Source organism: Microbacterium sp. LMI13-1-1.1 (genome assembly GCF_040815625.1).
GTDB classification, from domain to species: Bacteria; Actinomycetota; Actinomycetes; order Actinomycetales; family Microbacteriaceae; genus Microbacterium; species Microbacterium forte.
Map to the genome: position 1 here is coordinate 364,366 of NZ_JBFPNL010000006.1, position 23,344 is coordinate 387,709.

Genomic DNA, 23,344 nt, shown 5'->3' on the forward strand with positions numbered 1-23,344 from the left:
GCCTTCACCCTATCGAGCGGTCGGCCGCAGCAGCCGGTCGAGCAGCGCGAGCGCCTCGTGCTGCGGGGCGGTGTCATCGAGCAGCCACTGCGTCTGCAGGCCGTCGGAGGCGGCGACCACCAGGGCGGCGACGGCCTCGGCATCCACGTCCTCCCGCATGCGTCCGGTGCTCTGCTGCTCCCGCACGACCGCGGCCATGTCCGCTCGCAACCGCGCAAATCGGGTCGTCGCGAACTCGCGGGCGGCCGGGTGCCCTTCTTCGAGAGCGGCGGCGACCAGCATCGAATACAGCTGCACGAGACCGGGGACCTCGCGGTTGGTGCGCGCGGACTCGATCATCCGCTCGACGGGGGTCGCATCCGGCTGAAAAGCGTCGGGATGCTGGCGCTCTGGTGCCGTGCTCTCCTGGTAGACCGCGACGAGCAGCTCTTCGAGCGACCCGAAGTAGTGCGTGAGGGCTGAGTGGGTGACGCCGACGGCGCTCGCGATGGAGCGCAGGCTCGTGCGGTCGGCCCCGCGCTCGGCGAAGACCTCGATGGCACGATCGAGGATCTCCTGGCGACGGGCGATGCCCTTCGCATACGCACCGCGTTGCCGTGGGCGATCCTGATCGTCGGTCATGGTGAGAGTGTAACGACATGAAAACTTCCGCGCGGAGGTATTTGGTGATAGCGTGCTCGGACAGACGGGCGAAGACGGCCCGCACGTCACCGACGACCGAAGGAGACCCCGTGGCGATTCAGACTTCCATCCAGCTGTTCACGATCAAGGATCAGCTCGAGACCGACCTCGAGGGCTCACTGAAAGAGGTCGCCGCGCGAGGCTTCACGGCCGTCGAGCCCTATGACTTCGTGCGCCGTGCGCAGCCGCTCGCCGATGCGCTGGCCGACGCGGGTCTCACCGCGCCCTCGGGTCACGCGTTCCTCGCCTCCGAGTCGTTCGTGAACCCGGACGGCAGCGGCACCACGCTTCCTGTGCCCTCGCCCGCTGAGGTGTTCGCCGCCGCGAAGGTGCTCGGCATGGACACGGTCATCGACCCGTACACCGAGCCCGCGCGCTGGGAGACGGTCGAGCAGATCGAGGAGACCGCACGTCTGCTCAACGAGGCGGCCGCCGTGGGTGCCACCGTCGACGTGCGCGTCGGCTATCACAACCACGCCCACGAGCTCGAGGCCGTCTTCGACGGCGTCACCGGACTCGAGGTGCTCGCGGGCCTGCTCGACGAGCGCGTCGTGCTCGAGGTCGACCTGTACTGGGTCGCCCGCGGCGGCGTCGACCCGGTCGCACTTCTGCAGCGTCTGGGCGACCGGGTCATCGCCGTGCACGCCAAGGACGGCACGCTCGATCCCTCGCTGCTGAGCGCCTACCCGCCCGCCGACCAGGTCGCGGCAGGAGAGGGCGTGGTCCCGCTGGTCGAGGCCATCGCCGCAGCCCCGGCACTCGAGCTCGCGATCGTGGAGTTCGACCACTTCGACGGCGACCTCTGGGACGCCATCGAGCGCAGCCGCGTCTACCTCGACGAGAAGGTGGCCGGCTGATGGCGATCGGCAACGGGCCCGTCGGCGTCGGCATCATCGGCGCGGGCAACATCAGCGACCAGTACCTGTCGAACCTGACCACGTTCCCCGACGTGCGGGTGCTCGCCATCGGCGACCTGCTCGAGGAGCGCGCGAGGGCGCAGGCCGAGAAGTACGGCGTCCCGCGGGCGGGCGGCGTCGAGCTCGTGCTGAACGACCCCGAGATCGACATCGTGGTGAACCTGACGATCCCCGCGGTGCATGTCGAGGTGTCCGAGGCGATCCTCGCCGCAGGCAAGCACGTGTGGACCGAGAAGCCGATCGGCGTCAGCCGCGACGAGTCGCTGCGCCTGCTGCAGAAGGCGGATGCCGCGGGGCTGCGCGTCGGCGTCGCGCCCGACACGGTGCTCGGGCCGGGTGTGCAGACGGCGAAGCGCGCCATCGCCAGGGGTGACATCGGTCGTCCGCTGTTCGCCCAGACCACGTTCCAATGGCAGGGGCCGGAGATCTTCCACCCGAACCCCGCGTTCCTGTACGCAAAGGGCGCGGGGCCGCTGCTCGACATGGGGCCGTACTACGTCTCGGCTCTCGTGCACGTGTTCGGACCGGTCGCCGCCGTCGCCGCGCTCGGTCTCCAGGGCAGCCCGACCCGCACCGTGCAGGTCGGCGAGCTCGCCGGTCAGGAGTTCCCCGTCGAGATCCCGTCGACGCTGAGCGTGCTGATGGACTTCGAGCAGGGTGGACAGGCGCAGAGCCTGTACAGCACCGACTCGCCGCTGCTGCGCACGGGCATCGTCGAGATCACCGGCACCGAGGGGACGATCGTGATCCCCGACCCGAACACCTTCGGAGGCGAGATCACGATCACCCGTCCGCTGACGCAGGCCTTCGTCCCGCCGGCGCCCATGACGCAGGAGGTCGTCGACGTGGTCCAGGAGGGTGTGCTCTCGGGTCGCGGCGTCGGTCTGCTCGACATGGCGCGTTCGATCGCCGCCGACCGCCCGCATGTCGCGACCGGTGAGTTCGGCTACCACGTGCTCGACACCCTGCTGTCGATCGAAGAGGCTGCCGTGTCGCGCAGCTTCGTGCAGGTCGCGAGCACGATCGACGAGGTCGGCTCACTCGACGCCGACTTCGACCCGTTCGAGGCGACGCTCTGAGATCGGCCGATGTGGTGACGAGGGTGCGGTCAGCGCGCCTTCGTCACCACATAGCGGTCGACGCTCGCGGGTGAGAGCACCTCGCGGGCGACCATGATCGCCGCCCCGAGCACGGCGGCCCTGTCGCCCGCCTGCGACTGCACGATGGCCAGATGCTGGGTCGCCAGCGGGATGGACCGTCTGTAGACGACCTCGCGCACCCCGGCGAGCAGGTGTTCGCCGGCCCTGGCGATGCTGCCGCCGAGCACGATGATCGACGGATTGAGCAGATTGACCACCGTCGCCAGGACCTCGCCCACATCGCGTCCCGCCTGCCGTGTCGCCTCGATGGCTGCGGCATTGCCGGAGCGCACCAGCTCGATCACATCGGCCGGGCTGTGCGCCTCGTGCCCCGCGCCGCGCAGCGCCGTCGCGAGGGCCGACCCGCTCGCGAGCGCCTCGAGGTCGCGCTCGTCGCCAGGCTCCCTGGTGGACCCGGCCACTCTCGGCACCTGGACATGCCCCATGTCGCCGGCTGAGCCCTGCGCCCCCCGTTGCAGCTGCCCGCCGGCGATGATGCCGGCTCCGATGCCGGTCGAGACCTTCACGAAGATCAGGTCATCGACGTGCGGCCACATCGTCGCGTGCTCGCCGAGGGCGAGGATGTTCACGTCGTTGTCGACCAGCACCGGCACGTCGAACGTGCGCTGCACGTAGCCGGGGACGTCGAAGCGGTCCCAGCCGGGCATGATCGGAGGGTTGGTCGGCCGACCCGTCGAGTGCTCGACGGGCCCGGGCACGCCGATCCCGATGCCGAGCAGCGGGATGCCCACGGCCGCCGGAGTCTCGAGCAGGGTCGCCCCGTCGGCGAGGATCACGTCGAGCAGATTGTCCGGTCCGTCGGCGATGTCGATCGTGCGTGTGCGCGAATCGAGGATCACGCCGGCGAGATCCGCGACGGCGACCGTGGCATGGGTGGCGCCGAGGTCGACGGCGAGCACGACTCCGGCGCGGGAATTGAAGGCCAGCCGCGCCGGCGGACGCCCGCCGGTAGAGACGGCCTCGCCCGCCGGACGAAGGAGGTCCGCGGCGAGCAGCGCGTCGACGCGCAGCGCGACGGTCGACCGGGCGAGGCCGGTGATGGCTGCGAGCTCGGCCTTGGTGCGAGCGGTGCCGTCGCGAAGGATCTGGAAGATCTCGCCGGCGCCGGGGTTCGCTGCCGCGGCGGTGCGGAGTGCGTCGACCATTGCGTCAGTAAACCACAGACTTGGAACAGGGCTCGATCGACTTCCGATTCGTTACAAAGAACTTTTGACAGAGGTCTAGCAAAAGTCGGAGCGCCTGTGTCAGACTCACCCGCATGACAACGGATGTCACTGACACCGGTCTCGGGACGATCCGAGCCGGCATCCTCGGCGGGGGATTCATGGCACGCGTGCATCGCACCGCGGCCAGGGACGCGGGCGGCGAGCTCCGCGCCGTCGCCACCCGCTCCGCCTCGGGCGGACGACTGGCCGCAGACGAACTGGGTGCCGCGCGCGCCGAGATCGATGCAGCCGCGCTCCTCGACGCCGACGACATCGACGTCGTGCACATCTGCACCCCTAACGCCACACACGCCGCACTGGCACTCCGAGCGCTCGAGTCCGGCAAGCACGTCATCTGCGAGAAGCCCTTGGCCACGAACGCCGCAGACGCCCGCAGGCTCGCCGAGACCGCGGCGTCGCGAGGGCGGGTCGGCGCGGTTCCCTTCGTCTACCGCTACCACCCGATGGTGCGCGAGGCGCGTGCCCGCGTCGCCAGGGGAGACATCGGCGAGCTTCTCACGCTCGACTGCTCGTATCTGCAGGACTGGATGCTGCATCCCACCGACGACGACTGGCGGGTGCGCTCGGCATCCGGCGGGTCGTCCCGGGCGTTCGCCGATATCGGTTCGCATCTGTGCGACCTCATCGAGTTCGTGATCGGCCAGCGCATCAGCGCGCTGAGCGCGCGCACCCGCAGGGTGTTCGACGAGCGAGCGGGCCAGGCGGTCGACACCGAGGACATCGTCGCGATCCTCGTCGAGACGGAGTCCGGTGCCCTCGGCACGCTGCTCATCTCGCAGATGGCGGCCGGACGCAAGAACGCTCTGACGCTCGAGCTGCACGGATCCAGGCAGACACTCCGCTTCGAGCAGGAGCGGCCCGAGGAGCTGTGGATCGGCATGCGCGACGAGTCCCGACTGCTGCTGCGCGATCCCGCCACGGCCGCGCCCGACTCGGCCCGCCTGCAGCGGGTGCCCTCGGGGCACGCGATGGGCTACCAGGATGCCTTCAACGGCTTCATCGCCGACGTGTACGCGGCGATCGGCGGTGCGAACCCCGAGGGGCTGCCGACGTTCGAAGACGGGTTCCGCTCGGCCGTGCTGACCGAGGCGGTCCTCGCCTCCGCGGCCGCTGACGGACGATGGACGGAGGTGGCGGCATGACCGCGACGATCACCCAGCCGGTGCTCGAGGTGTCGGGGATCCGCAAGTCGTTCTTCGGCGTCGAGGTGCTGAAGGGCATCGACTTCGACGTGCGTCCGGGCGAGGTGCACGGCCTCGTCGGCGAGAACGGCGCAGGCAAGTCGACTCTCATGAAGATCATCGCCGGGGTGCAACCCGCCGACGACGGCGTCGTGCGGTACCGCGGCGGAGAGGTGCGGTACGCGCACCCTCGACAGGCGATGGACGACGGCATCGTGACCGTCTTCCAGGAGTTCACCCTGCTGCCCGAGCGCACGGTCGCGCAGAACGTCTACCTCGGACGCGAGCCCCGCCGTGCCGGGTTCGTGGATCAGAAGGCGATGGTCCGCCGCACCGGCGAGCTGCTCGCCGATCTCGGTGTCTCGTTCATCGACCCCCAGGCGCGGGTCGGGTCGCTGACGGTCGCGGAGCAGCAGATCGTCGAGATCGTCAAGGCGCTCTCGTTCGAGGCGCAGGTCATCTCGATGGATGAGCCGACCGCCGCACTCAGCGATCGCGAGGTCGAGCTGCTCTACGCCATCATCCGTCGGCTCACCTCGCGCGGGGTGGCGGTGATCTACGTCTCGCACCGGCTGAAGGAGATCTTCGACCTGTGCGACCGCATCACGATCCTCAAGGACGGCGCTCTCGTGTCGACCGACGAGACGGGCGCGCTGACGACCGACGAGCTCGTGCGCCGCATGGTCGGCCGCTCGATCCAGTCGTACTACCCGGATGCCGTGGCGGGCACGGGCGTGGGGGAGCCGCGTCTCGAGCTCGACGGCTGCGGCAACGCCTTCGTCGACGGGGTGTCGCTGACCCTGCGCGCGGGGGAGATCGTCGGACTCGCGGGACTCCAGGGCTCCGGGCGCACCGAACTGGTCGAAGGCGTCTTCGGGATCGACCCGTTCGTGCGGGGCTCGATGCGGGTCGACGGCTCACCTGCGCGCATCACGAGCGCCAGGGCGGCAGTGCGCGCCGGGTTCGCGCTCGTCTCGGAGGACCGCAAGGCCCAGGGGCTCGCGCTGGGGCAGTCGGTGCTCGACAACGCCCTGCTCGTGACCCGCAGCGTCTTCGCTGCTCGCACCGCCTCGTCCAGGCGCGAGGTGCCCGGAGTGCTCAGCTCCCTGGAGATCAGCTCGCGGGGCGTCGACCAGGAGGTGCGGTTCCTCTCCGGCGGCAACCAGCAGAAGGTCGTCCTCGCCAAGTGGCTGCTCACGCAGCCGCAGATCGTGCTCTTCGACGAGCCGACCCGCGGCATCGACGTCGGTGCGAAGTACGCGGTGTACCAGCTCATGCGCGAGCTGGCGGCTCAGGGCAAGGCGGTGCTGATGGTGTCGAGCGAGCTGCCCGAGGTGATCGGCATGAGCGATCGGATCCTCGTGATGCACGACGGCGAGCTCGTCGCCGAGCTGCCCGCAGGGTCGGCCGAGCATGAGATCCTCGGCGCGGCCACGGGCGCCACCATCGACGGAGGTGCACGATGAAGCGGCTTCGGATCGACTCGACGGTCATCGTCCTCGGCATCCTGATCCTGACCCTCATCGTCGGCGCCATCCTCGTCGGCACCGTGGGGCGCAACTTCTTCAGCCCCGGGAACATCCGCGACATCCTCACCGGCATGAGCGTGCTCGGACTCGTCGCGATCGGCCAGACCCTGGTGGTGCTCGGAGCATCGCTCGATCTGTCGGTGACCTACGTCGTGAGTCTCTCGAGCCTCTTGGCTGCGACGATCATGAACGGGAACCCCTCGAACGTGCCGGCGGCCGTCGCCGTCACCCTGCTCGTCTGCGCAGGCATCGGCCTGGTCAACGGCCTGATCGTCACCGTGCTCAAGGTCAACGGCTTCATCGCCACCCTCGGCGTGGGGCTCATTCTGCAGGGCATCCTCAACACCAACTTCGAGGGCTCGGCAGGCAGCGTGCCCTGGGAGTTCCAGCTCATCGGCGCCACCGGCGTCGGGCCCGTTCCCGTCTCGACGATCATCATGATCGCGCTCGCCGTGCTCGTCTGGTTCCTGCTCAACCGCACCCGCACCGGCGCCCACCTCTACGCGGTCGGCGGCGACCCGGAGATCGCCCGCCTGTCGGGAGTGCGCACGAAGCCGCCGCTGATCGCCGCGCACGTGCTGTGCTCGGTGTTCGCAGGGCTCGCCGGTCTGCTGCTCGCCAGCCGTCTCGGCGTCGGCAGCCCCACCGTCGGCCAGCAGGGCGGCTACGCACTGCTGTCGATCGCCGCGGTCGTGCTCGGCGGCACGCTTCTGCTGGGCGGACGCGGCTCGATCTGGGGTGCGATCGGCGGCGTCGCGATCCTCGCGGTCGTCGACAACGTCATGAGCGTCATGCAGGTCAACCCGTTCCTGAAGGACGTCGTCCGCGGCGTCGTGATCGTCGCCGCGGTGGCGGTCTACAGCCGGCGCTCGATCGTCAGCCGCCGCCCGCGCTTCGGAGCAGGCGGCACGAGAACCGGGGGAGACGACGCCGCGAAGGCGGCCGAGTCCGAGATGGCGGCCGCCGCATCGGAGCTCGCCGATACGAACCCCGTGGCGGAAGGAGGACGCGCATGAACGCGCTGCGCACACTCGTGAGCCCTCGGGGCGCGGTGTTCCTGCTGCTCGTGATCCTGCTCGTGGCGGTCATGATCCTCAACCCGAGCTTCGCCGAGCCGGGCCAGGTCATGAGGTTCATCCAGCGCGTCGCCCCGATCGCGATCGTCGCCATCGGTCAGTACTTCGTCATCATCGCGGGCGAGTTCGACCTGTCGCAGGGCTCGCTGATCACGGCCCAGGTGATCATCGCCGGCAACCTCGTCGGGCAGGACGACTCGCGCACGATCCCCGTGCTGCTGCTCATGATCGTCTTCGGAGTGGTCGTCGGACTCGTCAACGGGGTCATCACGACGCTGCTCAAGGTGCCCTCCTTCATCGTCACGCTCGGCATGATGCTCGCCCTTCTCGGCGGCGTCATGTGGTGGACGGGCGGAGCGGCCACGGGAAACCCGGCAGACAGCTTCCGCGAGATCGGCCGCGGCGGCATCCGCGATGTGCCGCTTCTCGAGTTCATCCCGTGGGCGGTGTTCATCCTCATCGGCTGGCTCGCCCTCGGCATCTGGATCACCAAGCGCCCGCTCGGCAAGCTGCTCATCGCGGTGGGCGACAACGCCACGGCGGTCGACTTCGCCGGTGCGCGCAGCGCCTGGGTCACCACCCGCGCCTTCGTGATCTCGTCGCTGTCGGCGACGCTCTCGGCCGTGCTCCTCGTGGGATACGCCGGGGTGCACCCCTCGGTCGGCCGCGGCTACGAATTCGTCGCGATCACGGCCGTCGTCCTCGGTGGCGTCGTGCTGGGCGGCGGTCGAGGCTGGATCGTCGCGGCGGCTGCCGGTGCCTTCGCTCTCGAGGCCCTCTTCATGCTGCTGAACATCGCCGGTGTCCCGTCGACGCTGCGAGACGCCGTGCAGGGCGTCATCATCATCGCCGCCGTCGCCTACTCCGCCGTGGCCTTCCGCGCACGGCGCAAGCGAGGCCCGCAGACCTCTCTCGATCTCTCGACCGCAGAACCCGCACAGACCGCAGAACCCGCAACAACCAGCACCATCCACACAGAAACCAGAGGAGATTAGCAATGCGACGATCAATGAAGATCGCCACCGCAGGGGTGGCTCTCTTCGGCCTCATCGCGCTCGCCGGGTGTACGACAGACCCGTCCGTGGCGCCGGCGGAGTCGGAGAACCCGGAGGAGTCGGCGGAGACCACCGAGTGGTTCGACCAGGAGCTCTTCGACAAGCAGATGGAGGAGCGGGGTGTCGAGCCCCAGGGCCCGGCGGACGAGCCGTACCTCCAGCACATCAACGCCGAGATGGTCGACACCTCGGAGTTCGCGAGCGAAGGGGCCAAGAAGGCCTGCTTCGCGAACGCCTCGATCTCGAACCCGTGGCGGCAGACGGGCTGGATCACGATGAACGAGCAGCTGAAGTCTCTGCAAGAGGCCGGCGCGATCAGCGAGATGGAGACCCGCGACGCGCAGGACTCCGATGACACGCAGATCGCCGACATCGACTACTTCATCTCGGAGGGCGACTGCGACGTCTTCCTCATCTCGCCCAACAGCACCGCGGCGATGACCCCGGCCGTCGAGCGGGCATGCGAGACCGGCAAGCCGGTGATCGTGTTCGACCGCGGCGTCGACACCGACTGCCCCGTCACGTTCATCCACCCGATCGGCGGATTCGCGTGGGGCATCGACACCGCCGAGTTCCTCATCGACAACCTCGAAGAGGGCGACAAGGTCGTGGCGCTCCGCATCCTCCCCGGCGTCGACGTGCTCGAGCACCGGTGGGCCGCGGCGGAGAAGCTCTTCGACGAGGCGGGTATCGAGGCGGTGGACTACTTCACAGGCGCGGACCCGGCAGAGATCAAGAGCATCATCAGCGACGAGCTCGCCAAGGGCGATGTCCAGGGCGTCTGGATGGATGCCGGTGACGGCGCTGTCGCCGCGATCGAGGCCTTCGAGGACGCCGGCGCCGATTACCCGGTGATGACCGGTGAAGACGAGATGAGCTTCCTCCGCAAGTGGAAGGACACGGGTCTCACCGGTCTCGCACCGGTCTACTCGAACTTCCAATGGCGCACGCCCCTGCTCGCCGCGCAGATGATCTTCGCGGGTGAAGAGGTGCCGAAGGAGTGGGTGCTGCCGCAGAAGCCGATCACCGAGGGAGAGCTCGACGACTACCTCGCCGCCAACGAGGGCATGCCTGACGGGCACTACGCGAAGTTCGGCGGGGAGAACCTCCCCGGCTACCCGACGGTGTGGCAGGAACGTCAGATCCCGTAACCCTCTGTGATGCTCCCGCCCTTCCCTCCGCGTCCCGCGGATGGGAGGGTGGGAGCACTCGCGTCATCCCCGAAGGAGCAGGATGCCTCGCACGATCGCCGTCAACACGTGGGTGTGGACGTCTCCGCTCACCGACGCGACGCTCGGACCGCTCGCGCGCAAGGCCGCCGACATGGGGTATCAGGCGCTCGAACTGCCGCTCGAGAGCATCGGGGACTGGGATCCGGCGCGATCCCGCGACGTGCTCGACGATCTCGGCCTCGGCGCCATCGTCATCGGAGCCATGGGGCCGGGGCGCTCGCTGCTCGCGCAGGCGGGCGACGTCGGCGCGACCCAGGACTACCTGCGATCGTGCATCGCCGCAGCGGCGACGCTCGGCTCCGCCGTGGTCGCCGGCCCCTTCTACGCACCCACGGGCGCGACCTGGCGGATGTCGGCGGATGAACGCGCCCAGATGGTGCGGGAGCTGCGCGAGAACCTCGAACCGCTGGCGTCGGATGCCGCCGATGCCGGGATCACCCTCGCCATCGAGCCGCTCAACCGCTATGAGACCAGCGTGCTCAACACCGTCGAGCAGAGCCTCGACGCGCTCGCGCCGCTGCTCGGTGCGGGCGTGGGGCTCGCTCTCGACACCTATCACCTGAACATCGAGGAGAAGAGGCCGACGCAGGCCATCCGTGCGGCGGGGTCGGCGATCGCCCACGTGCAGGTGTGCGGCAGCGATCGGGGAGCGGTCGGCGACGATCACACCGATTGGCCGGAGATCCTGCGAGCCCTCGACGACGCGGGGTATCGGGGTCCGCTCGGGCTCGAGAGCTTCACGGGTGAGAACGCGACGATCGCGGTCGCCGCGTCCGTGTGGCGACCACTCGCGGAGAGTCAGGACGAACTCGCCGCACGCAGCATCCAGGCGCTGAGAGTGCTCGGCGCCTGAACCGTCACGCGATACGAAGGAGTGTCCATGACCACGCACCCGGTCACCCTGTTCACCGGCCAATGGGCAGATCTGCCCTTCGAGGAGGTCGCGCGCCTCGCGGCGGAGTGGGGGTACGACGGCCTCGAGGTCGCCGCCTCCGGCGATCACCTCGACCTGCGGCGGGCCGACGAGGATGACGCGTACGTCGCCTCGCGCCTCGAGATCCTCGACCGACACGGACTGCAGATCTTCGCGATCTCGAATCACCTCGCGGGGCAGGCGGTGTGCGACGCGCCCATCGACTTCCGCCACCGGGCGATCCTGCGCGACTACGTGTGGGGAGACGGGGAGGCGGAGGGCGTGCGCGTCCGCGCGGCGGAGGACATGAGACGCGCGGCTCGAGTGGCGCGCAAGCTCGGCGTCGACACCGTCGTGGGATTCACCGGCTCGTCGATCTGGCCGTATCTGGCGATGTTCCCGCCGGTGCCGGCATCCGTCATCGAGGCCGGTTTCGACGACTTCGCCACCCGCTGGAACCCGATCCTCGATGTGTTCGACGGCGAGGGCGTGCGCTTCGCGCACGAGGTGCATCCGGGCGAGATCGCCTATGACTACTGGTCGTCGGTGCGGGCGTTGGATGCGATCGACCACCGCGAGGCGTTCGGGTTCAACTGGGACCCGTCGCACATGATGTGGCAGAACATCGACCCGGTCGGGTTCATCGTCGACTTCGCCGACCGGATCTATCACGTCGACTGCAAGGACACCCGGATGCGGCCGCACAACGGGCGTGCGGGAGTGTTCGGCTCGCACCTGCCGTGGGGGGATCCCCGACGCGGGTGGGACTTCGTCTCGACCGGTCACGGCGACGTGCCATGGGAGGACTCGTTCCGCGCGCTGGACGCGATCGGCTATGCGGGTCCCATCTCGATCGAGTGGGAGGATGCCGGAATGGACCGCCTGCACGGGGCTCCGCAGGCGCTCGCCTACGTGCGGTCGCTGCTGTGGCCCGTGCCCACCGCGTCCTTCGACGCCGCCTTCAGCAACCAGACGACCGGAGACACCGCATGACCATCCAGCACACCGTCGTCTTCCGCCTCGTGCACGAGGCGGGCAGCCCCGAGGAGCGCGAGTTCCTCGCCACCGCCAGAGCCGTGCTCACGTCGATCCCCGGGGTCGAGGACTTCACGATCCGTCGCCAGGTGAGCCCGAAGAGCGACCTGGAGCACCAGTTCTCGATGGTGTTCCACGACCGAGCGGCGTACCGCGCCTACGACGCGCACCCTGCGCACACCGCGTTCGTGTCGGAGCGCTGGGTGCCCGAGGTCGCCGCCTTCCAGGAATACGACTTCGAGGAGTGACCGTCCGGTGGCGTGACAGGCCGGTCGAGTCGTGCGGGGTCAGGCCGAGTCGCGCAGCTTCACGAGACGCTCGTGCCCGGTCTCCTCGAGCTCTGCGATGCTCTCGCGCGACTTGAGGAAGTCCGAGAACGACCGGTAGCCGAGGGCCTTCTCGCTGAAGGAGGGGTCCATGCGGCGCATGTGCGTCTTCACGGCCGAGCTGTGCAGCCATTCGTCGGCGTCGGCCTTGTCATGCCCGAGGCGCAGCGCGCGATGCAGCAGCTCTGTCGCCTCGCCCTGCTCAGTGCCCTCTGCGTGTTCGTCGACCTTGGCCGGAGTCGCGCTCGCAGCCGTGGCGGCGGCTGCCTGGGCCTTGGCCTTGGCGGTCTTGGCAGGCTGCCTCGTCCTCGTCTTCGCGGCAGGCTCTGCGGCCGGCTCGACGGCGGGTTCGACTGCGGCTTCCGGCACCGCGATGACGGTGGCCGGAGCGGTCTTGCTCGGGCGCACCACACCGGGCAGCGAGTCGTATGCCTCGAACTCATCGCACGCCGCGGCGAGCGACTTGGCCGTGGACCCCGCGACGCCGACGCCGATGACGTAACGGCCGAGGCGCTTGCAGCGCTGCGCGAGGGGGACGTAGTCGCTGTCGCCGGCGACGATCACGACGTGCGTGAGGTCGGGCAGACGGAACATGTCTTCGACCGCGTCGACGGCGAGGCGGATGTCAGCGCCGTTCTTCGCATAGGCGGCGGCCGGGAAGAGCTGCACGAGATCGACGGCGCGGGCCACGAGCTGCGAGCGGTACACGGCGTTCACCGGCGACGACCAGTCTGCGTAGGCACGCGTGAGCACGAGCGTGCCGAAGGACGCCGCGTAGTCGATGATCGCCCCGACCTCGATCATGGCGCGGGAGAGCCGCTCGGTGACCTCGGGATCGGTCGGGTTCTCGGTGATCCGCTGACGGTCTTTGCCGTAGGCGTTGCGTCCGTGCACGCGGTCGTACCAGGAGATGACGATGTTGTCGAAGTCGAGATAGACGGCGACACGGGCGTCGTTGGCTTCAGCCATGGTTGACTCCTTCGCGCGGGTAGCGCACCCCGATCTGGGCGCGGATGTCGTCGAGCGTGCCCATGATCGCGACACTCTCGGCGATCGGCAGGATGTCGCCCTCGAGCACGCCGTCGGCGACGAGGCGCTCGGCCGCATGCGCCTGATACTGCATGCCGCGGCCGGCCACCTCGGACACGTACTCCTCGACGACCGTGCCGTCGGGGAGGACGACGCGGAAGGTCGTCGGGGTGTACCAGACGCGATCGATGTCGATGCGGGCCTTGGTGCCGACGATGCTCGCGGCGTTCGGGCCGGCGGCTCGCGACGAGGAGAGAGTGGTCGAGATCGCGCCGCCCTCGTGGGTCATGACGGTGGCGACCTCGGCATCCGCTCCGGTCTCGATGAGCCGGGCCACGGCATGGACGGCGGTCGGGGCGCCCAGGACGTCCCACACGAACGAGATCGGGTAGATCCCGAGGTCGAGCAGTGCACCGCCGCCGAGCTCGAGAGCGTTCAGGCGGTGGGTGGGGTCGTCCGGCAGAAGCTGGGTGTGGTCGGCGGTGACGGCGCGGATCTCTCCGAGCGTTCCGTCGGCGATGATCTCGCGGATGCGCACCATGTGCGGCAGATACCGGGTCCACATGGCCTCCATCGCCAGCAGCCCGCGTTCAGCGGCGAGGCGCTGCAGGTCTTCGGCCTCGCCCCGGTTGAGGGTGAAGGCCTTCTCGACCAGCACGTGCTTGCCGGCCTCGAGCGCGAGGCGGGCGTTCTCGTGGTGCAGCGGGTGCGGCGTGGAGACGTAGATGATGTCGACGTCCGGGTCGGCGACGAGGGCCTCGTACGTGGGGTGCGCGCGGGGGATGTCGAAGCGGGCCGCGAACGCGTCGGCCGACTCCTGCGAGCGCGAGCCGACAGCGACGAGGTCGAGCCCTGCCGTGCGCAGATCGGATGCGAACGCGCCGGCGATGCCGCCGGTCGCGAGGATTCCCCAACGAAGACCAGTCATGGTCTCAGCGTAGAGGGTCGCACCGACAGCTGGATCGCCGCGAGGATGTGTCGGCGTATTGCGCTGCGTGTCTCCGAGCTTCCCCGGCGATTGGCGGCCGCCCGCGGCGCACGTACTTTCGGGGGCATGACCGAACCCCTCATCATCGGCGCCATGGTGCGCACCCTCGGGGCCTATCCGTCGGGTTGGCGTCAGCCAGGAGCGCACCGGAACCCCTCGTCGGATGCCGACATCCTCCGTCACATCGCGCGCGAGGGCGAGGACGCCGGGCTCGACTACCTGTTCTTCGGCGACTGGCTGGCCACCGGGCCCGACCTCGAGTTCCGCGACCCGTATCTGCTGGCGCGCATAGACCCGGTGAGTGCGGTGCTGTTCCTCGCCGGCGTCACGTCGCGCATCGGCCTCATCGCCACCGTGAACACGACCTACGCCGACCCCTACACGACCGCTCGCTCGCTCGCCTCCCTCGACGTGCTGACCCGTGGACGCGCCGGCATCAACCTCGTCACCGGCGCCGAGCCTCGCGCCGCGGGCAACCACGGCCGAGACGCGCACGCCGACAACGAGACCCGATACGACCGCGCCGAGGAGTTCGTCGCGGCGCTGCGACGCCTGTGGGACTCGTGGAGCGACGACGCCTGGATCGCGGATGCCGAGCGCGGCGTGCTGATCGACCCGGACGGCCTCCGTGGCGCCGACCTGCACGGGGAGCACCTGCGGGTCTCCGGTCCGTTGAACGTGGCCAGGCCGCCGCAGGGGCAGATCCCGATCGTGCACGCGGGGACGTCTGCTCGGTCGCGTGTGCTCGCGGCCACCGAGGCAGACCTGGCACTGATCGCGGCCCCGAACCTCGCGGATGCGATCGCCACCCGGCGTGACCTGCGCGACATCGCAGCCGCCGCCGGGCGCTCGCCCGAGGCGCTCGCGGTGATCGCTCCCGTGCTTCCCGTCGTCGCCGACTCGGATGCCGAGGCGCACCGCATCGTCGAACGGCTGCTCGCCCTCGTGCCCCTCGCCGAAGGGCTTCAGCCGTCGCGCACGGCCTTCCCGACGAACCGATCGGTCGCGGCACTGGCCGACGCGCTCGGGGTGGCACCGGACGACCGGCTGCGCGCGGCCGGTTTCGACGATGAGGTATCAGCGGACGATGCGCGGCGACTGGGTGACGCCGGCGCCGCGCTGATCGACCGGCTCGCCCGCATCGCGGGACTGCACGTCGAGGGGCAGAGCAGCTCGCACGCGCTCACCTGGCGCCATCTGGTGGCGGCGCACGCCGTGCCCGCAGCCTTCGTTGTCGGCGATGCCTCCACGATCGCCGATCACTTCGAGACCTGGCGCGACGAGGGTGCGGCGGACGGCTTCAACGTGCTGTCGGCCTTCCAGCCCGCGCAGTTCGACGCGTTCACGCGCCTTGCGGGGCCAGAGCTGCGTCGTCGTGGCCTGCTCAGGCGCGCGGACGAGGGCAGCACCGGCACCTTGCGCGACCGTCTCGGTGTCGACCGACGAGACGCAGCCTCGTCCGCGCTCGCCACCCGGTGACCCCCTGGATCATTACGCCGGATTGCGCCCGGTGACCTGTCATGACGCCTCATGACAGGTCACGTCCGCGCGTGACGACTCCATTCGCGGCGGGGCTCAGGGAGTCCCTAGCGTGACCATCACCCGCACACCACGAACCACAGCATCCCTTCCCAGGAGGACCGCATGACCCGCCGTCTCATCCGCGCAGCAGCAGTCGCGCTTCCGCTCGTCCTCGCCGCGAGCCTCGCGGCGTGCGCCTCGTCTCCCGCTCCCTCCGGCGAGTCGGACGCCGGCGGCGACCCCATCACCGGGGGCACGCTCACGTACCTCGAGCACCAGACGTTCACGAACCTGTATCCGCCGCAGGCGGGGTTCTATCCGAATGGCGGCGTGGTCAACAACATCACCGCCCGCCTCACCTGGCAGAACCCGGACTCGCTCGAGATCGAGCCGTGGATCGCGTCGGACTGGACCGTGAACGCCGATGCCACCGAGTACACGTTCAACCTGAAGCCGGATGTGACGTTCTCGGACGGCACCCCGGTGGATGCCGCAGCCGTGGCGAAGAACTTCGACACCTACGGCCTGGGCGATCCGGAGCGCGGACTCACCGTCTCGGAGGCGATCAACAACTACGCGTCGAGCGAGGTCGTCGACGACGACACCGTCACGTTCCGCTTCTCGGCCCCGGCCCCGGGGTTCCTGCAGGCGACCTCCACCATCAACTCCGGACTCCTCTCCTCCGACACACTCGACGGCACGATCGAGGACTTCGGTGCGGGCAACGCCGAGGCCATCGTCGGCGCAGGGCCCTTCACGGTCACCGACGAGAAGCTGGGCACCGAGTTCACTCTGACCGCTCGCGAGGACTACGCGTGGGCACCCGAGAGTGCCGGCAACCAGGGGCGGCCCTACGTCGACGCCGTGCATGTCCTCGTGACGCCCGAGGACTCGGTGCGCATCGGCTCACTGCTCGCCGGTCAGGCAGACTACGTGCGCTACGTGCAGGCCTTCGACGAGGATCGTGTCGAGAGCGCGGGCTTCACGCTCTACGCGCCGCAGACCCGCGGAGTGAACAACTCCATCGCGCTGCGCCCCGAGAACCCGCTTCTGGCCGACATCAAGGTGCGTCAGGCCCTTGTCGCCGCCGTCGACGCTCAGGAGGTCGTCGACACCCTGTTCACCGAGAACTACCCGGTCGCGACTTCGGTGCTGTCGCAGGAGGCACTCGGCTACAAGGACGAGTCCGAGCACTACGCCTACGACCCGGAGAAGGCCGAGGAGCTGCTCGACGAGGCCGGATGGACGGAGGGATCCGACGGCATCCGCGAGAAGGACGGAGAGCGTCTGTCGATCACCGTCTACGAGGCCGCTCCGCAGCCGCTCTCGAAGCAGACGCTCGAACTCGTCGCCCAGCAGCTCGCGAAGGTCGGTGTGGAGCTCACGGTGAAGCCGGCGGATGCGGGTTCGTATGCCGAGGACACGCGTGACCCGCTGAAGACGGGGTTCTACCACTCGATGGTCGGACGCGCGGACTTCGACGTGATCAAGAGCCAGTACCACACGAAGAACCGCGACGTGCTGATCTCGAACGACGCCGAGCTCGACGCTCTGCTGGAGGCGGTCGCCTCGGAGCCGGACACCGGGAAGCGCGCCGAGGCCTCGCAGGCCGTGCAGGACTACATCGCCGAGCAGGCATACGTCATCCCGCTGTTCGAGGAGCCGCAGGTCTACGGCACCGCGACCTATGTGCACGGCGTGGACTTCGAGTCGGTCGGTCGCCCCACCTTCTCGGGCGTCTGGCTCTCCGAGCACTGAGCCCGAGCGACACGGTGCATCGATGAACTTCGTCCTCCGACGGGCCGGGCAGGCCGCGATCGTCCTGATCGCGGCCTTCACGGCCACCTTCTTCCTGCTGCAGCTGCTGCCGGGCGACGCGATCCTGATCAAGTTCTCCGACCCCAGCCTCGGGCTGTCGCCGGAGCAGCTCGACGGGATCCGCGCCACGTACGGCACCGACCTGCCGTGGTGGCAGCAGTACCTGCATGCGGGGCTCGGGTTCCTCGGCGGCGATTTCGGCTTCTCGACGCAGTTCGGCACCCCGGTGCTGACGATGCTCGCCGAGGCGCTGCCGTCGACCCTGCTGCTCGCGTCGCTCGGACTCGTGGTGGCGCTGCTGATCGCGGTGCTCGTCGCAGGACTCTCCTCGCTCGCACCGTTCGCCTGGCTGCGCGACGGCATCCGCCAGGTGCCGGGTCTGTTCGTCGCCGTGCCGGTCTTCTGGCTCGGCATCCTGCTCATCCAGGTCTTCTCGTTCGGCCTCGGCTGGGTGCCGGTCGTCGGCGCCGACCCGGTCGCGGGGCTGATCCTGCCCGTGCTCACGCTCGCCGTGCCGATCTCGGCGCCACTCGCACAGGTGCTGGTGCGAGCGATCGACCAGGTGCAGGCGCAGCCCTTCATCACCGTGGTGCGCGCCAAGGGCGCACCACCATCGTGGGTCCTCACCCGTTCGGTGGCGCGCAACGCGGCGCTGCCGACGCTCACGATCGCCGGCGTGCTCTTCGGCGAACTGGTCGGGGGAGCGGTCGTCACCGAGACCGTGTTCGGCCGTACCGGCATCGGCAGGCTCACCGAGCAGGCGGTCTCCAACCAGGACATCCCCGTGCTGCAGGGCGTCGTGCTGCTGTCGGCGCTCGGCTTCGTTCTCATCAGCTTCGCCGTCGACCTCGTCACCCCGCTGATCGATCCCCGCCAGCGCGCCCTCTCGAAGACAGGAGTCTCGGCATGACCGTCGCAGCCATCGCCGCATCCGCCGACCCCGCCGTCGAGCCTCCGCAGCAGGATGCCACGGCATCCGTCCCGAGCAGCCGACCTCGGCGACTCGGGGCACGACAGTGGGATCTGTACCTCGCTGTCGCCGTGATCGCTCTCGCAGTGCTCTGGGCGGTGATCCCCGGGGCGTTCGCCCCGGGTGACCCGCTCACCGGCACCCCTGCAGACAAGCTGCTGCCGCCGAGCGCGGCGCACTGGTTCGGCACCGACACCCTGGGGCGCGACCTGTTCGGGCGCGTCGTGCACGGCGCCGTGCACTCGCTCTCCGGCGCCCTCATCGCCGTCACTCTCGGCCTCGCGCTGGGCACCATCCTCGGCGCGATCGCCGGAGCCATCGGCGGCGTCGTCGACGACATCCTGATGCGCGTGGTCGACGTGCTGCTGGCGATCCCCGGCCTGCTGCTGTCGCTCTCGGTGATCATCCTGCTCGGCTTCGGCACGGTGAACGCGGCCATCGCCGTCGGTCTCGGCAGCGTCGCGGCGTTCGCCCGTCTGATGCGGTCGGAGGTCGCGCGGGTGCGTCGCAGCGAGTACGTCGAGGCGGCGTACGGCAGCGGTGGCACGTTCCTCACGGTGCTCCGCCGGCATGTGCTGCCGAACTCGCTCACCCCGATCGTGGCGCTCGCCGCATTGCAGTTCGGCACCGCGATCCTGGCGATCTCGACACTCGGCTTCCTCGGCTACGGGGCTCCGCCGCCCACCCCCGAATGGGGTCTGCTCATCGCCGAGGGTCGCAACTACACCGCCACCGCCTGGTGGCTGACCGCGCTGCCCGGTCTGGTCGTGGTCGCGGTCGTGCTCAGCGCCAACCGCATCTCGCACCGCATCGGAAGGAGATCACGATGACCGTTCTCGCCGTCGACGACCTCAGGGTCTCGTACGCCACCAGGGAGGGTCGGCGCGAGGTCGTGCACGGCGTCTCGTTCGAGATCGCCGAGGGGGAGGCGCTCGCGCTGGTGGGCGAGTCGGGGTCGGGCAAGTCCACCACCGCGCATGCCCTGCTCGGCCTGCTGCCGGCCGGCGGCAGGGTCGAGGGTGGTGCGGTGCGCCTCGGCGATCTCGACATCTCGGGCTGGTCGGATCGCGCGCTGCGCAGCATCCGCGGTCCTGAGATCGGTCTCGTCCCGCAGGACCCGGTGACCTCGCTCGATCCCGTGCGCACGATCGGCGCACAGGTCGAGGAGGTGCTGCGGCTGCACGGCCACCGCGACCGTCGGTCGCGCCGGGCGCGGGCGATCGAGCTGCTCGAGCGGGTCGGCATCGACGACCCTGATCTGCGCGTGCGCCAGTACCCGCACGAGCTCTCCGGGGGCATGCGCCAGCGCGTGCTCATCGCATCCGCGATCGCCCTGCGCCCCCGCCTGCTGATCGCCGACGAGCCGACCAGCGCACTGGATGCCACCGTGCAGCGCAAGGTGCTCGATCTGCTCGACGAGCTGCGCCGCGAGGAGGGCACGAGCATCCTGCTCGTCACCCACGATCTCGGAGTCGCCGCCGACCGCGCGCAGCGACTGGTGGTGCTCAAGGACGGGCGCATCGTCGAGCAGGGCGCGAGCGCGCAGGTGCTCGCAGCACCCTCAGACGGGTACACGAAGCAGCTGCTCGCCGACGCTCCGGCATTCACCACCGGTTTCCGTCGGCCGGAGGCACCGCCATTCCTGAGGGATGCTGCGGCGGTGGCCGCGGAGAACCCGTTCGCGATCACCGCGACCGGACTCGTGAAGGAGTTCGCGGTCGCCGGGCGTGAGCGCTTCCGCGCGGTCGACGACGTGTCGTTCCGGGTGCGCAGGGGAACGACGCACGCCCTGGTCGGGGAGTCGGGTTCGGGCAAGACCACGACCGCGCGACTGGTCACGCGGTTCCATCAGCCGGATGCCGGTGCGATCGAGATCGACGGAGAGGATGTCACCGGGCTGTCGGGGCAGCGCCTGCGCGCCCTGCGTCGCCGCATCCAGCTCGTCTATCAGAACCCGTTCGCGTCGTTGGACCCGCGGCAGCAGATCGTCGACATCGTCGCCGAGCCGCTGCAGAACTTCGGCGTCGGCTCGCGCGCCGAACGCAGGGAGCGCTCGCTGGCGCTGCTCGACAGGGTGTCGCTGCCGAGCGACGTCGCCCGACGAACGCCGGGCGAGCTCTCGGGCGGTCAGCGGCAGCGGGTGGCGATCGCGAGGGCGCTCGCCATCGACCCCGAGATCGTCGTGCTCGACGAGGCGGTCTCGGCCCTCGACGTGACGGTGCAGGCGCGCATCCTCGAACTGCTCACCTCGCTGCAGTCGGAACTCGGCCTGACCTACCTGTTCATCTCGCACGATCTCGCCGTCGTGCGCCGGATCAGCCACACGGTCTCGGTCATGCGCCGCGGGCGCATCGTCGAGGAGGGCAACACCGAGGACCTCTTCCACGACCCTCAGCACGAGTACACCAGGGAGCTGCTCGCAGCCGTCCCCGGACGAACGGAGCAGCCCGCATGACCGGACCCACGATCGCCTTCTTCACACGTCTGCTCGATGACGCGTCTCCTGCCGAGCGATACGCGCTCGCCACCGAGCAGATCCAGCACGCCGAGCGTCACGGCGTCGGACGTGCCTGGGTGGCGCAGCATCACTTCCGTGCGGCGGAGGGCGGGCTCCCTTCACCGCTCGTGTTCCTGGCGAACGTCGCCGCGCAGACGTCGCGCATCCGCCTGGGCACCGGCGTCGTCACGCTTCCGCTCGAAGATGCGGTGCGCGTCGCCGAGGATGCCGTCGTCGCCGATCTGCTCTCGGGCGGCCGCATCGATCTGGGGCTGGGAAGCGGAGGGACGCCGGCGTCGTTCATCCCGTTCGGCGAGGACGTGCGCGACAAGGCGCCGACCTACGACCGCAAGCTCCGACTTCTCCTCGACGCGCTCTCGGGGCGCGACATCGGCGCGGACAACACTCTCTATCCGGATGCCGGCAGCCTCGCCGACCGCATCTGGCAGGCCACGTTCTCGTCGCCAGGCGGTCACCGCGCCGGCATCCACGGACACGGCCTGCTGCTGTCGCGTACCCAGCCGCGGTCGACGGACGCGCTGCACGCCCCGCTCTCGGCGCTGCAGGATCCGATCATCGACGCGTATCTCGAAGCTCTGCCCGACGGCACCGCTCCGCGCATCACCGCCTCGCGCACTGTGTTCGTGGCAGACGACCGCGCCGAGGCCCTGCGCTTCGCGGAGGTCGGCCTGCGCCGTGCCGCCGAGGGCTTCCGTCGTCAGGGGCAGACGATCCCCGGCGACGACCTCGACGAGCTGATCCTCGCGCTCGACACCCACCTCGGCACCCCCGAGCAGGTCGCCGAGTCGCTCGCCTCCGACTCGACCCTCGCGAGAGCCACCGAGGTGGCATTCCAGGTCCACTCGGTCGATGCGCCGCACGAGCACGTGCTGCGCTCGATCGAGCTGTTCGCAGAGCAGGTGGCCCCTGCTCTCGGCTACACCCGCACCGACACCATCAAGGAGAAGGCATGACCACCGACATCGTCGATCAGATCGCGGGGGTGACGCCCGAGCTCGATGCGCTGCGGCGCCGTCGCCCCGTCACCAGGGAGCAGCTGCAGGCGAGCTTCGATGCGCTCTTCGCGCCGGTTTCGACGACGGAGGTGTCGCAGGCCGAGCGCGAGCTGATCGCCGCGTTCGCCACGCGCCTCGCCGGAGACGACGACGCCACAGGGAGGTTCTACGCAGACCGGGCGCTGACGGCGGACCCGCAGCGCGCGGCGGTCGTGATCGCCGAGGCGACGGATGCCGCGGTCGCCGGGCCGTTCGGCTCCTACACCGAGGCGGGGCTGCAGGCCGAGAACACCGACGGTGAGCGCTACGCCCCGTCGGCCGAGGTCGCAGAAGTGCTGGGCGACCGTCTCGCCGCGGCCCTCGCGCACACGCACCTGCTCGTGTTCCGTCCGCGGGAGTCGTCGGCGGACGACATCCAGCGGCTGGTGGATGCGGGGTGGTCGGCCGACGGCATCGTGACGCTGTCGCAGCTGGTGTCGTTCCTCGCGTTCCAGCAGCGCGTGGTCACAGGGCTGACCGCACTTCAGAAGGGAATCGCCGCATGACCGCTCTGCTGCATGACATCGCACCGCACCCCGAGGCGTTCACACGGGCCGAGGTCGGCTGGACTCCTCACCTCCCGCCACTCGCCGAGGAGGAGCTGACCGAGCGCCACTACGACGGACTCGTCGACGCCTCGCGCGCGAAGAACGACTACTTCCGTCTGCTCGCGCGCGACCCCGAGGTGCTCAAGGCGCGCACGCTCGTCGACAAGGACATCTTCTACAACGCCGCTGAAGGGCTGCCTCGCGCCGAGCGCGAGCTCTCGGCGACGGCCGCATCCCGACGCAACGGCTGCGTGTTCTGCGCCTCGGTGCACTCGCGCTTCGCGGCGCACCACAGCAAGCGCGTCGACGACGTCGATCGCCTGCTCGACGAGGGCGTGGATGCCGACCTCGGCGAGCGGTGGAACGCCGTGGTGGCGGCGTCCGTCGCGCTGACCGACACCCCGAATGCGTTCGGCGCCGACGAGATCGCCCGTCTGCGCGCGGCGGGCCTCGACGATCTCGAGATCGCCGACGTCATCCACGGGGCAGCGTTCTTCAACTGGGCGAACCGACTGATGCTCTCGCTCGGCCGTCCGGTCGCTGCCGTCTGAACCAGGCGAGGACTCAGAAACAGATCGCCGAAGCGA

22 protein-coding genes are annotated in these 23,344 nt (G+C 69.6%); 18 read left to right on the forward strand and 4 right to left on the reverse strand.

Annotated elements, in window-relative coordinates:
* Window positions 1–9: 9 nt before the first annotated feature.
* Window positions 10–621 (reverse strand): TetR/AcrR family transcriptional regulator, encoded by a 612-nt coding sequence (locus MRBLMI13_RS15215; protein ID WP_042537311.1) that lies wholly within the window; start codon window positions 619–621, stop codon window positions 10–12.
* A gap of 110 nt (window positions 622–731) precedes the next feature.
* Between MRBLMI13_RS15215 and MRBLMI13_RS15220 the strand changes: the two genes are divergently transcribed.
* Window positions 732–1,538, forward strand: coding sequence for a sugar phosphate isomerase/epimerase family protein (locus MRBLMI13_RS15220; protein ID WP_042537313.1), 807 nt, complete (start codon window positions 732–734; stop codon window positions 1,536–1,538).
* Window positions 1,538–2,677, forward strand: a complete 1,140-nt coding sequence (locus MRBLMI13_RS15225; protein WP_367823429.1) for a Gfo/Idh/MocA family protein — start codon at window positions 1,538–1,540, stop codon at window positions 2,675–2,677. The genes MRBLMI13_RS15220 and MRBLMI13_RS15225 overlap by 1 nt, the downstream gene beginning before the upstream one ends.
* Before the next feature lie 29 nt (window positions 2,678–2,706).
* On the opposite strand, the gene MRBLMI13_RS15230 is transcribed toward MRBLMI13_RS15225, so the two are convergent.
* Complete coding sequence (locus MRBLMI13_RS15230) at window positions 2,707–3,903, reverse strand: ROK family transcriptional regulator (RefSeq protein ID WP_309690172.1); 1,197 nt, start codon at window positions 3,901–3,903, stop codon at window positions 2,707–2,709.
* A 113-nt stretch (window positions 3,904–4,016) separates the two neighbouring features.
* On the opposite strand from MRBLMI13_RS15230, the gene MRBLMI13_RS15235 reads away from it, so the two are divergent.
* The 8 genes from MRBLMI13_RS15235 (at window position 4,017) to MRBLMI13_RS15270 (ending at window position 12,253) form a co-directional block, all read left to right on the forward strand.
* On the forward strand, window positions 4,017–5,126 hold the full coding sequence (locus MRBLMI13_RS15235; protein ID WP_309690170.1) for a Gfo/Idh/MocA family protein: 1,110 nt from the start codon (window positions 4,017–4,019) through the stop codon (window positions 5,124–5,126).
* Window positions 5,123–6,631, forward strand: a complete 1,509-nt coding sequence (locus MRBLMI13_RS15240) for a sugar ABC transporter ATP-binding protein (protein ID WP_367823426.1) — start codon at window positions 5,123–5,125, stop codon at window positions 6,629–6,631. Before MRBLMI13_RS15235 ends, MRBLMI13_RS15240 begins: the two co-directional genes overlap by 4 nt.
* Window positions 6,628–7,710, forward strand: a complete 1,083-nt coding sequence (locus MRBLMI13_RS15245; protein ID WP_082508710.1) for an ABC transporter permease — start codon at window positions 6,628–6,630, stop codon at window positions 7,708–7,710. The genes MRBLMI13_RS15240 and MRBLMI13_RS15245 overlap by 4 nt, the downstream gene beginning before the upstream one ends.
* On the forward strand, window positions 7,707–8,765 hold the full coding sequence (locus tag MRBLMI13_RS15250) for an ABC transporter permease (RefSeq protein ID WP_309690164.1): 1,059 nt from the start codon (window positions 7,707–7,709) through the stop codon (window positions 8,763–8,765). The genes MRBLMI13_RS15245 and MRBLMI13_RS15250 overlap by 4 nt, the downstream gene beginning before the upstream one ends.
* A 2-nt stretch (window positions 8,766–8,767) precedes the next feature.
* Entirely contained in the window at window positions 8,768–9,976 is a 1,209-nt protein-coding gene (locus MRBLMI13_RS15255; protein ID WP_042537324.1) for a substrate-binding domain-containing protein, read from the forward strand.
* Between the two features lie 82 nt (window positions 9,977–10,058).
* A complete protein-coding gene (locus MRBLMI13_RS15260; protein ID WP_367823423.1) occupies window positions 10,059–10,910 on the forward strand; it encodes a sugar phosphate isomerase/epimerase family protein in 852 nt (283 codons plus the stop codon).
* A gap of 27 nt (window positions 10,911–10,937) precedes the next feature.
* Window positions 10,938–11,963: a sugar phosphate isomerase/epimerase family protein gene (locus tag MRBLMI13_RS15265; RefSeq protein ID WP_367823421.1), complete on the forward strand. Its 1,026-nt coding sequence runs from the start codon at window positions 10,938–10,940 to the stop codon at window positions 11,961–11,963.
* Window positions 11,960–12,253 carry a Dabb family protein gene (locus tag MRBLMI13_RS15270; RefSeq protein ID WP_311878417.1) on the forward strand — a complete coding sequence of 98 codons (294 nt, stop codon included), beginning with the start codon at window positions 11,960–11,962 and terminating at the stop codon, window positions 12,251–12,253. Before MRBLMI13_RS15265 ends, MRBLMI13_RS15270 begins: the two co-directional genes overlap by 4 nt.
* A gap of 39 nt (window positions 12,254–12,292) precedes the next feature.
* On the opposite strand, the gene MRBLMI13_RS15275 is transcribed toward MRBLMI13_RS15270, so the two are convergent.
* Window positions 12,293–13,300 carry an NYN domain-containing protein gene (locus MRBLMI13_RS15275; RefSeq protein ID WP_367823419.1) on the reverse strand — a complete coding sequence of 336 codons (1,008 nt, stop codon included), beginning with the start codon at window positions 13,298–13,300 and terminating at the stop codon, window positions 12,293–12,295.
* Window positions 13,293–14,288 carry a Gfo/Idh/MocA family oxidoreductase gene (locus tag MRBLMI13_RS15280; RefSeq protein WP_309690150.1) on the reverse strand — a complete coding sequence of 332 codons (996 nt, stop codon included), beginning with the start codon at window positions 14,286–14,288 and terminating at the stop codon, window positions 13,293–13,295. Before MRBLMI13_RS15280 ends, MRBLMI13_RS15275 begins: the two co-directional genes overlap by 8 nt.
* A 126-nt stretch (window positions 14,289–14,414) precedes the next feature.
* Here MRBLMI13_RS15280 and MRBLMI13_RS15285 point away from each other — a divergent pair, with 126 nt between their 5' ends.
* From MRBLMI13_RS15285 to MRBLMI13_RS15320, 8 genes are all read left to right on the forward strand, one after another.
* Window positions 14,415–15,827, forward strand: a complete 1,413-nt coding sequence (locus tag MRBLMI13_RS15285) for an NtaA/DmoA family FMN-dependent monooxygenase (RefSeq protein WP_367823417.1) — start codon at window positions 14,415–14,417, stop codon at window positions 15,825–15,827.
* A gap of 165 nt (window positions 15,828–15,992) precedes the next feature.
* Window positions 15,993–17,627, forward strand: a complete 1,635-nt coding sequence (locus tag MRBLMI13_RS15290) for a TIGR04028 family ABC transporter substrate-binding protein (protein ID WP_367823415.1) — start codon at window positions 15,993–15,995, stop codon at window positions 17,625–17,627.
* A 22-nt stretch (window positions 17,628–17,649) separates the two neighbouring features.
* A complete protein-coding gene (locus MRBLMI13_RS15295) occupies window positions 17,650–18,597 on the forward strand; it encodes an ABC transporter permease (RefSeq protein WP_042537339.1) in 948 nt (315 codons plus the stop codon).
* Window positions 18,594–19,487 (forward strand): ABC transporter permease, encoded by an 894-nt coding sequence (locus MRBLMI13_RS15300; RefSeq protein WP_367823412.1) that lies wholly within the window; start codon window positions 18,594–18,596, stop codon window positions 19,485–19,487. Before MRBLMI13_RS15295 ends, MRBLMI13_RS15300 begins: the two co-directional genes overlap by 4 nt.
* Window positions 19,484–21,112, forward strand: a complete 1,629-nt coding sequence (locus MRBLMI13_RS15305; RefSeq protein WP_367823410.1) for a dipeptide ABC transporter ATP-binding protein — start codon at window positions 19,484–19,486, stop codon at window positions 21,110–21,112. The genes MRBLMI13_RS15300 and MRBLMI13_RS15305 overlap by 4 nt, the downstream gene beginning before the upstream one ends.
* A complete protein-coding gene (locus tag MRBLMI13_RS15310; protein WP_367823408.1) occupies window positions 21,109–22,128 on the forward strand; it encodes a putative FMN-dependent luciferase-like monooxygenase in 1,020 nt (339 codons plus the stop codon). The genes MRBLMI13_RS15305 and MRBLMI13_RS15310 overlap by 4 nt, the downstream gene beginning before the upstream one ends.
* The gene (locus tag MRBLMI13_RS15315) at window positions 22,125–22,715 is read left to right on the forward strand and encodes a CMD domain protein (RefSeq protein WP_367823406.1); all 591 of its coding nucleotides are present in this window, start codon (window positions 22,125–22,127) and stop codon (window positions 22,713–22,715) included. The genes MRBLMI13_RS15310 and MRBLMI13_RS15315 overlap by 4 nt, the downstream gene beginning before the upstream one ends.
* The gene (locus MRBLMI13_RS15320) at window positions 22,712–23,308 is read left to right on the forward strand and encodes an alkylhydroperoxidase domain protein (protein ID WP_309690134.1); all 597 of its coding nucleotides are present in this window, start codon (window positions 22,712–22,714) and stop codon (window positions 23,306–23,308) included. The genes MRBLMI13_RS15315 and MRBLMI13_RS15320 overlap by 4 nt, the downstream gene beginning before the upstream one ends.
* Window positions 23,309–23,344: the final 36 nt, after the last annotated feature.

Coding starts and splice junctions, on each gene's coding strand:
- MRBLMI13_RS15285 (WP_367823417.1), top strand. CDS start 14,415: ATGACCGAACCCCTCATCATCGGCGCCATGGTGCGCACCCTCGGGGCC.
- MRBLMI13_RS15290 (WP_367823415.1), top strand. CDS start 15,993: ATGACCCGCCGTCTCATCCGCGCAGCAGCAGTCGCGCTTCCGCTCGTC.
- MRBLMI13_RS15255 (WP_042537324.1), top strand. CDS start 8,768: ATGCGACGATCAATGAAGATCGCCACCGCAGGGGTGGCTCTCTTCGGC.
- MRBLMI13_RS15315 (WP_367823406.1), top strand. CDS start 22,125: ATGACCACCGACATCGTCGATCAGATCGCGGGGGTGACGCCCGAGCTC.
- MRBLMI13_RS15245 (WP_082508710.1), top strand. CDS start 6,628: ATGAAGCGGCTTCGGATCGACTCGACGGTCATCGTCCTCGGCATCCTG.
- MRBLMI13_RS15265 (WP_367823421.1), top strand. CDS start 10,938: ATGACCACGCACCCGGTCACCCTGTTCACCGGCCAATGGGCAGATCTG.
- MRBLMI13_RS15230 (WP_309690172.1), bottom strand. CDS start 3,903: ATGGTCGACGCACTCCGCACCGCCGCGGCAGCGAACCCCGGCGCCGGC.
- MRBLMI13_RS15225 (WP_367823429.1), top strand. CDS start 1,538: ATGGCGATCGGCAACGGGCCCGTCGGCGTCGGCATCATCGGCGCGGGC.
- MRBLMI13_RS15280 (WP_309690150.1), bottom strand. CDS start 14,288: ATGACTGGTCTTCGTTGGGGAATCCTCGCGACCGGCGGCATCGCCGGC.
- MRBLMI13_RS15300 (WP_367823412.1), top strand. CDS start 18,594: ATGACCGTCGCAGCCATCGCCGCATCCGCCGACCCCGCCGTCGAGCCT.
- MRBLMI13_RS15320 (WP_309690134.1), top strand. CDS start 22,712: ATGACCGCTCTGCTGCATGACATCGCACCGCACCCCGAGGCGTTCACA.
- MRBLMI13_RS15240 (WP_367823426.1), top strand. CDS start 5,123: ATGACCGCGACGATCACCCAGCCGGTGCTCGAGGTGTCGGGGATCCGC.
- MRBLMI13_RS15235 (WP_309690170.1), top strand. CDS start 4,017: ATGACAACGGATGTCACTGACACCGGTCTCGGGACGATCCGAGCCGGC.
- MRBLMI13_RS15310 (WP_367823408.1), top strand. CDS start 21,109: ATGACCGGACCCACGATCGCCTTCTTCACACGTCTGCTCGATGACGCG.
- MRBLMI13_RS15215 (WP_042537311.1), bottom strand. CDS start 621: ATGACCGACGATCAGGATCGCCCACGGCAACGCGGTGCGTATGCGAAG.
- MRBLMI13_RS15305 (WP_367823410.1), top strand. CDS start 19,484: ATGACCGTTCTCGCCGTCGACGACCTCAGGGTCTCGTACGCCACCAGG.
- MRBLMI13_RS15275 (WP_367823419.1), bottom strand. CDS start 13,300: ATGGCTGAAGCCAACGACGCCCGTGTCGCCGTCTATCTCGACTTCGAC.
- MRBLMI13_RS15260 (WP_367823423.1), top strand. CDS start 10,059: ATGCCTCGCACGATCGCCGTCAACACGTGGGTGTGGACGTCTCCGCTC.
- MRBLMI13_RS15295 (WP_042537339.1), top strand. CDS start 17,650: ATGAACTTCGTCCTCCGACGGGCCGGGCAGGCCGCGATCGTCCTGATC.
- MRBLMI13_RS15270 (WP_311878417.1), top strand. CDS start 11,960: ATGACCATCCAGCACACCGTCGTCTTCCGCCTCGTGCACGAGGCGGGC.
- MRBLMI13_RS15250 (WP_309690164.1), top strand. CDS start 7,707: ATGAACGCGCTGCGCACACTCGTGAGCCCTCGGGGCGCGGTGTTCCTG.